Genomic DNA, 11731 nt, shown 5'->3' with positions numbered 1-11731 from the left:
TTTGTGGGCATTCGGGAAGAGATCTATTTAGAGTGATTTCTATTAAAAAAAATAGAGCATGTAAATCATACTCTATTTTTTTATTAATACTGTTTCAATTCATGTTTACCACTCTCTCCATTCTTCTGTACCATCTTCATCAGAAGCATTATATCCCATTTCATATCCTGCTAAAATTATTATTTCAGCAATCTGTTCCCTTTCATTAGTTTCTATTAAAGAATAATCACACTTTTCATTGAGATTATTCAGTTTCAGTACGGTAGATTTTACAATCTCCAAACCTTCTTCTCTAGATTTTGTTCCAATGGGAATTACTTATTGTATTTTAACATAGCATAAACTTTCCTGCGTCTGCCTTTCACTATAGCTTACATAATCATATTCTGCCAATCCAATATGATATTTTTCCCATGGGGCGATTAAACTTTCATTTTTTTTGATAAAAGAATTAATGAGCTCTAGTATTGCTTTTCTATCAAATTCATCTCCTGTGTAGTTTTCAAGTTTTTCAGACTCTTCATGATTAATAATGACATTATACAGGGATAATAATTGCTGTTTAAAATTATTTTCTCCAAACAGAATGATTGAATTTTCTAATTTTGAGGTTGAAAATTTTTTAAAAATAAAAATTGGGGTATGTATATCGTAGGGTTCGCCCCATTCAAATTTATCCTCTTCAATTTTACAATTGGGTATTGTTTCAATATCAATATAGCTTTTCATGATCTGGTAAATCGTTTAATCTCGTTTTTAGCAGTTAGCCATTAACCTCTCCAATCTTTCAATCAGAGCAAGGTAAAAGTACTTATTTTGTTTGAAATCATAACAGATCTCTTCACTGGTTACAAATTCAAATTTAAATGAATTAAAAACACCTATATTCTTTACGGAAACACAGCTTTGCCACTGCTCATCCATTGATTGTTTTTATTCCATTCTCCGCTACAATCGCTTTGCATATTCATAACAACTTCCTTTTTATGAACATCTACAATGACACACAAATAGTTTTCATACAATTGTTTATTTACTCCATCCTCTACATATCCTTTTGAAATATGATCCAGCACAATATATCTGTTATTGGGAGAAATTCCGAGCAATTTTCCATCAGAATAATTCATACTTCCATATCCTTCTATTGTATATTTTTTATGACCATTTAAAATAAAAGGGTTCTGGTACATTTTAAATTCTTTATCATAGGTTTTGAAACCAAGCTTATACCATTTGGATATAGGAATAACCGGAAGCTTCTTTTCAGATTGAGAAAAGATTATAAAAGGCAGCATCAATAAGCATAATACGATAACTTTTTTCATGATTTCAGCTTTATTCCCATACACTTTTATTGTTCAGCTTTTTGTTCAAATTCCTTAAGAGCATTGAAGTAATATTTCCCTTTATTTTTCTTGAAATAAAGTTTATCACCAACAATATTATTTCCAAGGAAGGTTCGTTTGATAATCATAGTATTTTTTCTGCAACAATCTGAAGTAACTTCTACTGGAGCATGACTCCAGTAATTGACTGTTTTTATATTTAGGTTTTTACCCAGCCATTTATTTTCTTTCCTGTCTATTGATAAAAAAGTGCTGTCATCAGTTACTTTCTGATGAGCAATGATATTGGTCTTTAAGGTCTTGTCCCAAATCTTTATTTCCTGAGCATTAGTAACCATGCTGATCAGCATAGAAAAGGGTATTATTTTTATTGTAAAATTCATTATGATACAGTGAAAAACAGCGTTTATAATTCTATTTCTTCCCGAATCTATCCTACTATTATTTTTTTGACGTCTTTCTTTTTAAAGCCCTATGATTTTTTTTCATTGGATATTTTTTATTATCAATAGACAATAAATATTTTTTAGACACATTATTTTCTATTTTCCCATTTTCATCTTTATAAAGGGTCTGGTTTTTTGTGAGTATCCAATTGTCATATTTTGGAAAGTATGTATATTCCTGAGTATATTCTGTATCAGGAGCAGCATCAAAAACTGAAATACATCCGGCTCCACAATTACTGATAACCGGAGAAGATACATAGCTTATATTAAAATTATAATCCTTTTTTGATTTACCTAATACCAAAACAGCTTTACAAGTGGGCTCATTAATCTCTTTAAGTTCTCCAGCCTTATAACATTTATAAGTAAGAGTATCATTAATTTTATCATTATTAAAATCATCAATAACCTCTTGACCGTAAAAAAAAGCAGAAAAAAATGTTACACAGATTATATTTATTTTGTTAGTCATCATATTGTTGTATTGATTTTTTAATTTTATCTTTTTTACCCCAATTTGAATTTTTGATTGCACTCGTCTCATATTTATAAACCCCAAGATCTTTTATTTTCTGATTTTTACAATTCTCTTTTACTTTCATATTTTTCAGAATTCTTTTTAGGTTTTCCTTTCTATGTTTAAATCCTGTTAATCCACCATTTACACCAACTGCTGCTGAAATAAAATCATCATTATCTGCAAATTTATTCAAATCACCCCATGCTGACTGTTCTCTCCAGTACCATCCTGCCGAGTTACACACATGCGCCAGGTCATTAGCGACAATATCCGGGTCCTCTGTTGCAGGTTTATTTATCTTCAAAAAATAGGCTTTATAAGTATCTTTCCATGTGAGTTGAATTAATCCTCTTCCTTTATACTTTGGACCATCTCCTTTTACATTATTCTCACGTTTTAAGCATTCAAGATATCTGTTATAACCTCTCTGTATTTGAGCGGTACCATTTTCTTTATATTTTATTTTATCTTTTTTGAATAATAGATATTTATTATAGTTTTCAATGTGAGTAGATTGATCATAATCCCATCCATCATCATATTCTAAAGTAGTATCAAGTCTTGTTTCAGCTTCAATTTGTGCCAGAAAATGAGCTTTGCGCAAACAACTATTTATATTATTATCTTTCATTGCTTTATTCAGAGCTGTTGTAAATTCTTTATAACTTTTCATATTCTCAGGTAAAGGACAGTTTTTAGCTGTAAATAATTTCTTTGAATTATAAAAAGATTTAATATCATCTTCTGTAAACTCTTTCTCACAAAAACATTTGTTATCATCTTTCGGATCCGGGACAGGTGCTCCTTTGGCTTCAATACTGTCGGGCTGATGAATTTGTCCGCTATCTGTAATTTTAATATCAATCTGTCCGTAGTTACAGGGAATTGTACTTTGTTGCAGCAATACAAGTTGTTCCTGGGACAGATAAGTACCTACTTTTTTCCATTCTCCAACTTTCATAACGGAAGCACAAGGCAGTGCAGCATTAGGACTTTTGAGACAGTTTCCTGTAAAGACGAGGCTTTTAGGACCTTTTTCTTTTACAGTTGCTGTTTTCTTTTCCTGTATGGTGGGGGTGTTATAATTTACCACCATTATTCCCTTTGGGTTTGTACATAGTGTACATTCCAAAGTGGCTGTATCTATGACAACTTTCAGGCCGGCTTCTGCTTTTTCTTTTTCAGCATCCTCCGCTCGTTTATCCTCCATCTTCCTTCTGTTATCTGCCCTCTGTTGCTCATTGTCCGGTACAGTTTCCGGAGTGGTATTATCTCCGTCGTTATTTACCCTATCCATAATAATGAATGTTTTAAATGGAAATTGTTTTTTCTGACTTCTATAAATCCTTCTTCAAGCTGGTCTTCCCTGCTTACAAACAGTCCCCTGAAGTCATTGGTATCTGTTTGTTCAAGATTTTCAGCAGAGATTTTTAAACTCATTGTATTGCCTTCTTTCACAGGAGTCATGATCTCTGTAAATCCTTCCGGAGATTCTCTTTTCTTTTTGGTTTCAAATGCCTGTAATAAACCGTTGAACAGTAATCCAAACATCTGATAGCTTCCCAGAAAGTCGATCAGTTTTTTTTCATCTTCCAGCAAATCACTGATTTGGCTGAAATATTGGTCTACTGCTTCTCCTTTATGTGTTTCAGACAAATCTGCCTGAATTTCCGTCCATCTTAATCGTAAGAAAAGTAAATTATCTATTGCTGTAATATTTCCTTCGTCATCTACCCTGCACTCTATTTCATCAAACAAATAGCTGATCTTTTTTAAAAATTTATCCATTGTTCCTTCTTCTTCAGAAAAATCGAAATGGGTAACCAGAATATGAAATTCATGCTCTTCTCTTACTTTTCCATAATAATAAACCTCAACCTCTCTGCCATATTTTTTCTGAGTAGAATACACCGGATTTTTCTGTTCCGTAATAATGGTCTCCAACCGATATGTTTTCTGGTGAAGATTCTGTAATATTCCTGACATTGTTAATATATTCTTCTTTGATAATCACTATTGGGATCCATTCCCATCCAGTCTCTGTTAGCAGACCAATGGAGGTATTTGTTTCTTATCGTTCGTAGTAAGTTCTGTGATGGATTCACATGAAGACGTACTTCAGGAATATTCATCACGGGATGTTCATTTTCAATAGTAACTGTAGGACTTTCAACAGGATCATTAGCAGCAAGTCTTTCATTTTCCTTTTTAAGTTCAGCATCACTGATAAATGACCATGGTTCTCCGCTCCCAAACACATATTTATTGAGAATCTTCTCCGCTTCTACTAAGTTTTTATCGTGATCTATAGGATAATCATTTACTATTTTTGTCATTAATTGATGGTCATAAATTCCTTCTCCAAGCTTTTCCATAAACTGAAGCGGGATATAGCTGTATTCTTTTCGTAAAAACCTGACTCCTCTGATTTTTCGGTATGCGCTTCCAAATGACAGAATATTAAGGGCTGTATTATGCATCGTAATCTGAGAGGGTGTGAACCAATGTTCATCAATCAATTGTTGTCTACGTTCCTGTAATGCCCCGAATGATTTGTGGTTGGAGGTTTCAATTTCATCCACCTCTTCAGTTCCGTTTTCGTAAGCTCCGCCAATATCACAGTGAACACCCGGAAATTCTTTTTCAATAATATGTTTATTATCTTTAGGCTCTTTTACTCCTTTTGAGGTAAATGTGGTTAGTGAGAAGTTCTCGCGATGCTCATTTTCTGCTGTGAAATGAACTGCTTTACGGAATGGGCCCGGATTTCTTAGCTGCAATTGCTCTACGTCATCAGCAAAGTTACGGGCTGAGCCTAATGAAGCATGCAATATTCCTCTATATCCTACTCTTTCCATGGTTCCCATATCTCCAAACTCTTCATAAGAGGAAACGGTCTCGTACACTCCTATGAAACGGACTTCCAGCTCCAGATCTTCAAGTTGCTGAACGGATAATATTTTTTTACTTAAAAGATAATATCCCAGAAAACCGAATTTTGGAAGTTTTCCATCCACAAGATATTTCGGATCTACTTCTGTTTTATCTTTATCCATCCAGATATCTTCATATTCAGCGACAAGGGCATCATTTCCATAGGATCCGCTTTCTTTATATCCTACTACTTTCCTTGATTTTTTGATCTCAATATCCTGTTCTCTTTTATTGCCATTGATCTCATACGCAAAGTTTCTTGCAGCAGCTGCACCACGGCTGAAACCGAATGTATCTATGGTAATCCTGACCATTTTTTTCTTCGAACTCCCACCCGGAAGAAGACTATTAATTCTGGTGGCAACCATTTCACAACCTCTTCTTACTTTTCCTCTTACTCCTGTTTTTCCGGAACCATACTGAAACCCATCATCTACATCTCTGTCATTATCCATGGTACCTATTCCTTCTACATATACGCCGTATTTATATTGTTCACAGCTTTTATACATTCTGGCAACATTAGTACTGTCGTTACTATAACTGTTATCTACTCCCTGACTATCCAGCCATCCTCTATGGCTGCCTCTGAGAAACTGGGCATATTCGGAATTGTCATCATCTTTTAAATTTTCAAATTCTTCTTCCTGTTTTTTTCTCGTTTCCTTTATAGCCTCTTCCTTTTCCAGCATTTTATCTTCAGAATCTGTTCGTAAGATTTTATTTTTACCATCTCTGTATTTCTCCCGTAGTTGCGTATTATTCAGGCTATTTAAAGTACCATCGAAAAAGACTCCTATTTCAAGATGAATTTCATCAATAGGAGGTTTTGCATTCCCTGTGTTGTATACAAAAGTCTTTCCCATAATTTTTGTGTTTAAAAAACTTCTATGCTATCAGCCTTTATGAAAGCTTCTTTACCATTTTCACCTTTCAGTTTTATGGTTAAATAGCTATTGGCTTCGTTTACTTTTACAATAATATCTGCCTTGGTTGAATTTGGAGTATCGCCAAATACAGTTTTAAATGCTTCAAAGCTTGATTTTTCGTTTAAAGAGCATTCACCACCATATTCTTTTCCATCCGCTCCCACGAAATCAAATACAATTTTTGTGGGTATTGCTCTCATTTCGTTTTGAGATAATGGAGGTTTAGTCGTTTCAAACTGTTCTCTTTCTCCATTAATGGTAGTGAGTTTTACATTCGCCAGAGGATATAATTTTGCTTTTTCCGGAAGCTCAAAAGCCAGTTTCCAGCTGTATCGCGTTCTATAGGTATCCCAAAGTCCGAACGGAATGGGTTTTCCTTTGTTTTCCTCTCTTACTTTTGCAGGAATAATTTGTTCCCGGCTATGAACCATATCCAGATAATCCTTTCTCCAGAAGCGGTTCTCATGACTGTCTAACTTTGCTATTTCAGATTCAGGGATCTTTACTTTCTCGGCCTGGTATCTTCCTATTTCTTTTTGATACCCTATTCCTGCTACCCAAACTACCACCACTCCTCCAGGAGCTAGTCCGATACCAAATTTATCGTATGTCATATGTTCAATATCACCACTTCCATTGGTGACCTTAACATCAAATCCTTTTTTTAAATATTCCCTGATCTTATCCGTATCAACCGCTTTATCAATAAGATAAAACTGATTCTCCATATAAGACATCCAGATGAAATCCAAACGGATAGGAAGACCTTTAAAATTATTTGACATTCCATTACTGAGAGTACCCCAGGAATAAGTGCCTGGAGTCATTCCATTATCCAGGCTTAGCCATCCGCCTCCTTCATAGTCTATGCCTCCTTTATAGACTTCCATTGGATACCCCAAGGCTGCGGAAGTTCCTTCACTCCATTCGTATTTCGTCATTGGTGTAGTTATTTTATGGTCTTTTTTTTCCTGACACGAGATCTGGGTAAAGAACAAAAAGCTTAGTAAATACTTTATTATTTTATTCATAGTAAATAGGGTGGTCATCAGTAAATAAACGATATACCATCAATTGTATGTATTGTTATCCTTTGTTTACCTTGGCATCTATTTTTCCCAGCATTTTAGCTATTCCTGAACTTTGCAGCAGAATATCTCCGTTTTTGGCTTTATGAGTAGTTGTAGATGTAGTTTCTTTCAGATCACCTGTTATATTAACCGTCTTATTTTCGTTTACGGTCTGTTTATAATTTTTGGACATGAATTTATGATTATTGGTAATGTTCACTGCGTTATCATTGCCAACACTTGTCCTCATATTATTTCCTACGTTAATATCAAGATTTTCACCCACATTGAAGGTCATATTTTTAGGAGAGGTTACCGTAATATTTCCTTTTCCGTCCATAAAATAATTATTACCACTCGGATCAATGATGGTAACACTTCCTTCGGCATCGTTCATTAAAACCCTGATTCCGCTTCTGGTTTGGATTGATTTTAAGTGATTGTCTATACCGCCGCCTAAAGCAGTTCCGCCATGAAACATTCCACCCATCACAAAAGGACGGTCCGGATGATTATGAACAAAACCTACCATCACCTGATCTCCTACTTCTGGAATGGCTACATATCCTCTATTCTGAGTGATTTGATCGGTACCACCGGCATCCGGTGCCATCATACGGATGAAATTAGTAGTATCATGCAGCTGCCAGTCGAATCTTACGGTAACTCTTCCCTGCCCAAGCGGATCTGTATTGGAGATTACTGTTGCAATCTGAGGTTCTGCAATAGGCACCGTAAAATCAGGGGTTGGAATGTATCCTGTATCTGATGCTATGGCCTCAAATCTTCCTTCATAACGTCCCAATGTATCTACTTCATGAGTAACTTCTGTAACCATCAATTTGGTAAAATAAGAGGTTTGATTACTATCAGTTTTCCGCATATTAATATCAGCAACGCATCCTGGATATAAAAAAGGAATCGTGGTACCTCCTGAAACGGTAAAAACATCTACAGCTCTGCTTCCTGCCGTACTGGTTTGGGAAATGACCACATCCATATCAGTGGCTGCCTTTATTGGTGCAACCTGTAATGATGGGGTTTTAAAGATTTTATTATTATTTTGGTAAGCTGTATTTGCCAGATTTCCTACATGTTTAATAGGGGTTTCTCCGGAAGTGAGTTTAGCATTGGAACTGCTGTTATATCCGTAAAAACGAGGTTTGATATGAACAGCTTTCATTTCTACATTAATATCTGAAACATTACTTCCATAGATCAGTTCCAGCGCTTTATTTTGTGGTGGCATGTTGCCAAAATGGAGTATTTCTCCGTCATAATAGAATTGCTCACCATAGGCTTCTGCCATTCTGCAAAGATAATTGTAGTGCGTTTCGTTGTATTGAGAACTGTAAAGAATCTGAGCAGAGGCCTTAGCATTCACCTTTACATCAAATTTACTGCTTTCGATGCCTTGTTTTATTACATCTGTGGCAATAATTCCCATATTAACAGGTTGGTCACCACCAAAACTTTGGGTATGAGGAGCTGCATCCAGAAGAATGGTAGGGCTGTATCCTTTCAGAACAATATTTCCAAGACTATGATTTTCCTGGCTGAATCCTACTTTTGTAATAACCCCTACGAAAGTTCTTTCGGGACTTCCTTCTACATCTTTATATTTAAAAACTATGGTTAAACGTTTTCCTAAAAATTGCTGAGCTTCTTCCAGATCGTGATTTTGTACCCCGTCCAGGGTATCATGAGCCAATGTCAGTTCAAAATTATGGTGTTTCTTTACACTTTGCTGTAAACGGAAATGTTTGAAATGCTTAAGCATTTTACCTTCAATCACTATATCCAACTTCACCACACGGTTGATTCCAGGAATATGATTCTCCGAAATCTTTTCGGAATTCGAGATATTTTTAGTCATATTAATGTAAGGTGTTTGGCAGGTTTTTATTTTCAGAAAAAAAAACTAAAAACAATACCCTTTATATAAAATTATAAATTTTTTACAATATGAAATCTACTTTTACTTAATTTTTTGTGAAAATCATAGGAAATTAACAAGAAGATTCCCCCAGATTCTGACTTATTTATCAGAGCCAAAAAAACAGAACAGTATCTAATGTACCATTCTGTTTTATATGTACTTGATTTTTTTAAAAGACCTGTTTCTTACGCTGTAGGCCAAGCCCCATGGTAAGCAGAGTTTCCTAAATCAATTTGTTCTGCACTTACAACAAAAGTGATATACATACTGTTTTCATCCACTGCATCAAAGTCTACTTCGTGCTGAATTACATAACCGTTCTGCCACTTTAAAGTTGTTAATGTTCCTTCCTCGTGAGATTTGTTGAAAGTAATTTCACCCACCGTAGGTTTGTACTTTCCGTTCAGTAAGCTTTCCAGAATGTCTGATTTTTCTGTAGCTTCTACTGTAATTTTGATAAGAGCATTAGAAGGATCTGATGCTACACGTCCTGAAACGTCTGTAGATCTTGCTACACTGTAGTTAAGCTTTAATAACTTCTGTCCTTCTCCGTTGTTGAATTTTAAAATTCCTCTTGAATTTCTTTCTGCCATGATCGTAAATTTTAATCGTTAATATTGTGTGATTTGATGTTTTATATCACCAAATATAGATCTAATTACAATACAGCAATACAAATTAAATGGAAATTTCAAAAAGTGTAGTATTTCTACGACTAACACCCGTTAGGCAAAATACACCCTGAAAATCACACACTTATTACTTAAATCCCTTTAAACAGAGTATTAGAAGCTTAATTCCCATCATGCTATATTCACTCCAAAAAGATGTCCTACCAATGCAGTAATCCCCATAGCTACTGTTCCCCAGAAACAGATTCTCAATACAGCAATCTTAATACTTGAACCGCCTGCTCTGGCTGAAATTGCTCCTAAAAGCATTAGAAATATAATAGAAAAACCATATTGAAAGTAAACCATCTGTTTGATAGGTGCCGCAAGAGAAACTGTAAATGGCAATAATGCTCCTACTGCAAATGACCCGAATGACGCTATGGCAGCCTGTAAAGGTTTGGCCTGGGTTATTTCATTAATCCCAAGCTCATCACGGGCATGAGCCTCCAATGCGTTATGTTCGGTAAGTTCAATAGCCACTTGCATAGCTGTTTCTTTGGTACAGCCTCTTTTTTCGTAAACCTTAGCCAGTTCCCGGAGTTCTACTTCCGGCATTTCTTCAAGTTCACGCTGTTCCCGGATCAGATCTGCTTTTTCTGTATCTTCCTGAGAGCTTACAGAGACGTATTCTCCGGCAGCCATAGACATTGCACCAGCAATCATTCCTGCCAAAGCCGCCAAAATAATAATGTGACGCTCCGGTTCCGCTGCTGCAACGCCAATAACGATACTTGTTGTTGAAAGTAATCCGTCATTGGCTCCCAAAACTGCTGCCCGGAGCCAGCCTACTCTATTAACATAATGCTTTTCTAGTTGATGGTGCATATTTCTTGATTTTGATGGTAAGCTAAAGTTACCAAATGTTTCATCAAGAATCGTTTTAAATTATCATGCTTTTTGTCACTTAACGTAAAGCAGATAAAGGATATTCATTTTTGAATCTGATAAAATCTTCAAGGGAATATTCCGGACAAGCACCTTCCTGAGAGGTAATAAACGCCCCAAGGGAAACAGCCTGAGTCATAATTTCATGAACAGAGCTTCCTTTTTCTAATCTCTTGGAAAGGAATCCTGCTAAGAATGAATCGCCACTTCCTACCGTATCTTTTATTGTAACAGGTATGGTAGGATACAAATAAAACTTATCCTGATTGGCATAAAGAGCTCCTTTACTTCCTTTGGAAATAATGATCTCTTCAAGATCAAACTTATCCTGCAAATATTTTATCCCATCCTCTTCTGTTGTATAATCTTTTCCTAAGAAATCCAGCATCATCCGCATTTCTGCTTTATTGAATTTGGCCAGATGGGTCTTATGAAGTAAATCTTTAATCATCCCTACTTCATAATAAGGTTCTCTGAGGTTGATATCAAAAACATTATAATGGCTGATCTCAAGCAATTGAAATAATGTATTTCTGGTCTCTTCTTTTCTTGCCGCCAATGTTCCGAATACTAAAGCATCTGTTGAGTTGAGAATTTCCTTATTTTCTTTAGTTGCTTCAATAAAATCCCAAGCCACATCTTCTACTATATCATAGTGTGCATCATTATGTTCATCTACTGTAGCAATCACTGTACTTGTAGGATATTCGGTATTGATCTGAACATGATCTGTGGGAATATTCCAGTTTTTCATTTTCTCCAGCAAATCACGTCCAAGCTGATCATTGCCGACGCTGCTTATCATATTGGCATCTATTCCCATTCTGGAAAGATGATAGGCCACATTAAAAGGGGCTCCACCTACTCTTTTTTGTTCTCCCGGAAAGATGTCCCAAAGAATTTCTCCAAAACAGACTGCTTTATTTTTTTTGTCTTTCATTATATAAAAGTAATTAAATGTGTTGATTTTATAAAAGTTTTA

The 11731-nt window shown here is 35.4% G+C and carries 13 protein-coding genes; all 13 read right to left on the bottom strand.

Annotation, left to right across the window (positions count from 1 at the left end; all coding sequences use genetic code 11):
- Nucleotides 1-105: 105 nt before the first annotated feature.
- On the bottom strand, nucleotides 106-282 hold the full coding sequence (locus BLS98_RS23125; RefSeq protein WP_167356145.1) for a hypothetical protein: 177 nt from the start codon (nucleotides 280-282) through the stop codon (nucleotides 106-108).
- 36 nt (nucleotides 283-318) lie between these two features.
- Entirely contained in the window at nucleotides 319-729 is a 411-nt protein-coding gene (locus BLS98_RS00875; RefSeq protein WP_089732670.1) for a hypothetical protein, read from the bottom strand.
- Nucleotides 730-890: 161 nt separating this feature from the next.
- Nucleotides 891-1328, bottom strand: a complete 438-nt coding sequence (locus BLS98_RS00870) for a hypothetical protein (protein WP_139166052.1) — start codon at nucleotides 1326-1328, stop codon at nucleotides 891-893.
- A gap of 26 nt (nucleotides 1329-1354) precedes the next feature.
- Nucleotides 1355-1732: a hypothetical protein gene (locus BLS98_RS00865; protein WP_139166051.1), complete on the bottom strand. Its 378-nt coding sequence runs from the start codon at nucleotides 1730-1732 to the stop codon at nucleotides 1355-1357.
- A gap of 58 nt (nucleotides 1733-1790) precedes the next feature.
- Nucleotides 1791-2273 carry a hypothetical protein gene (locus tag BLS98_RS00860; protein ID WP_139166050.1) on the bottom strand — a complete coding sequence of 161 codons (483 nt, stop codon included), beginning with the start codon at nucleotides 2271-2273 and terminating at the stop codon, nucleotides 1791-1793.
- The gene (locus BLS98_RS00855) at nucleotides 2263-3615 is read right to left on the bottom strand and encodes a PAAR-like protein (RefSeq protein WP_089732661.1); all 1353 of its coding nucleotides are present in this window, start codon (nucleotides 3613-3615) and stop codon (nucleotides 2263-2265) included. The genes BLS98_RS00860 and BLS98_RS00855 overlap by 11 nt, the downstream gene beginning before the upstream one ends.
- The gene (locus tag BLS98_RS00850; RefSeq protein ID WP_089732659.1) at nucleotides 3603-4304 is read right to left on the bottom strand and encodes a hypothetical protein; all 702 of its coding nucleotides are present in this window, start codon (nucleotides 4302-4304) and stop codon (nucleotides 3603-3605) included. The genes BLS98_RS00855 and BLS98_RS00850 overlap by 13 nt, the downstream gene beginning before the upstream one ends.
- A 2-nt stretch (nucleotides 4305-4306) precedes the next feature.
- Nucleotides 4307-6118 carry a phospholipase effector Tle1 domain-containing protein gene (locus BLS98_RS00845; protein ID WP_089732657.1) on the bottom strand — a complete coding sequence of 604 codons (1812 nt, stop codon included), beginning with the start codon at nucleotides 6116-6118 and terminating at the stop codon, nucleotides 4307-4309.
- A gap of 11 nt (nucleotides 6119-6129) precedes the next feature.
- Nucleotides 6130-7212 carry a DUF2931 family protein gene (locus tag BLS98_RS00840; protein ID WP_167356144.1) on the bottom strand — a complete coding sequence of 361 codons (1083 nt, stop codon included), beginning with the start codon at nucleotides 7210-7212 and terminating at the stop codon, nucleotides 6130-6132.
- Between the two features lie 55 nt (nucleotides 7213-7267).
- On the bottom strand, nucleotides 7268-9127 hold the full coding sequence (locus BLS98_RS00835) for a type VI secretion system Vgr family protein (protein WP_111994857.1): 1860 nt from the start codon (nucleotides 9125-9127) through the stop codon (nucleotides 7268-7270).
- Nucleotides 9128-9375: 248 nt separating this feature from the next.
- Nucleotides 9376-9783: a type VI secretion system tube protein TssD gene (tssD, locus tag BLS98_RS00830; RefSeq protein ID WP_089732652.1), complete on the bottom strand. Its 408-nt coding sequence runs from the start codon at nucleotides 9781-9783 to the stop codon at nucleotides 9376-9378.
- Nucleotides 9784-9993: 210 nt separating this feature from the next.
- A complete protein-coding gene (locus tag BLS98_RS00825) occupies nucleotides 9994-10689 on the bottom strand; it encodes a VIT1/CCC1 transporter family protein (RefSeq protein WP_089732651.1) in 696 nt (231 codons plus the stop codon).
- Between the two features lie 79 nt (nucleotides 10690-10768).
- Nucleotides 10769-11689, bottom strand: a complete 921-nt coding sequence (locus BLS98_RS00820; protein ID WP_089732649.1) for a carbohydrate kinase family protein — start codon at nucleotides 11687-11689, stop codon at nucleotides 10769-10771.
- Nucleotides 11690-11731: the final 42 nt, after the last annotated feature.

The organism is Chryseobacterium jejuense, from assembly GCF_900100075.1.
GTDB lineage: Bacteria > Bacteroidota > Bacteroidia > Flavobacteriales > Weeksellaceae > Chryseobacterium > Chryseobacterium jejuense.
This window is presented reverse-complemented; position numbering and strand designations above follow the sequence as displayed.

Excerpts from the sequence above, each read along its gene's own strand:
- BLS98_RS00875 (WP_089732670.1), bottom strand. The coding sequence starts at position 729 with ATGAAAAGCTATATTGATATTGAAACAATACCCAATTGTAAAATTGAA.
- BLS98_RS00870 (WP_139166052.1), bottom strand. The coding sequence starts at position 1,328 with ATGAAAAAAGTTATCGTATTATGCTTATTGATGCTGCCTTTTATAATC.
- BLS98_RS00865 (WP_139166051.1), bottom strand. The coding sequence starts at position 1,732 with ATGAATTTTACAATAAAAATAATACCCTTTTCTATGCTGATCAGCATG.
- BLS98_RS00860 (WP_139166050.1), bottom strand. The coding sequence starts at position 2,273 with ATGATGACTAACAAAATAAATATAATCTGTGTAACATTTTTTTCTGCT.
- BLS98_RS00855 (WP_089732661.1), bottom strand. The coding sequence starts at position 3,615 with ATGGATAGGGTAAATAACGACGGAGATAATACCACTCCGGAAACTGTA.
- BLS98_RS00850 (WP_089732659.1), bottom strand. The coding sequence starts at position 4,304 with ATGTCAGGAATATTACAGAATCTTCACCAGAAAACATATCGGTTGGAG.
- BLS98_RS00845 (WP_089732657.1), bottom strand. The coding sequence starts at position 6,118 with ATGGGAAAGACTTTTGTATACAACACAGGGAATGCAAAACCTCCTATT.
- BLS98_RS00840 (WP_167356144.1), bottom strand. The coding sequence starts at position 7,212 with ATGAATAAAATAATAAAGTATTTACTAAGCTTTTTGTTCTTTACCCAG.
- BLS98_RS00835 (WP_111994857.1), bottom strand. The coding sequence starts at position 9,127 with ATGACTAAAAATATCTCGAATTCCGAAAAGATTTCGGAGAATCATATT.
- tssD (WP_089732652.1), bottom strand. The coding sequence starts at position 9,783 with ATGGCAGAAAGAAATTCAAGAGGAATTTTAAAATTCAACAACGGAGAA.
- BLS98_RS00825 (WP_089732651.1), bottom strand. The coding sequence starts at position 10,689 with ATGCACCATCAACTAGAAAAGCATTATGTTAATAGAGTAGGCTGGCTC.
- BLS98_RS00820 (WP_089732649.1), bottom strand. The coding sequence starts at position 11,689 with ATGAAAGACAAAAAAAATAAAGCAGTCTGTTTTGGAGAAATTCTTTGG.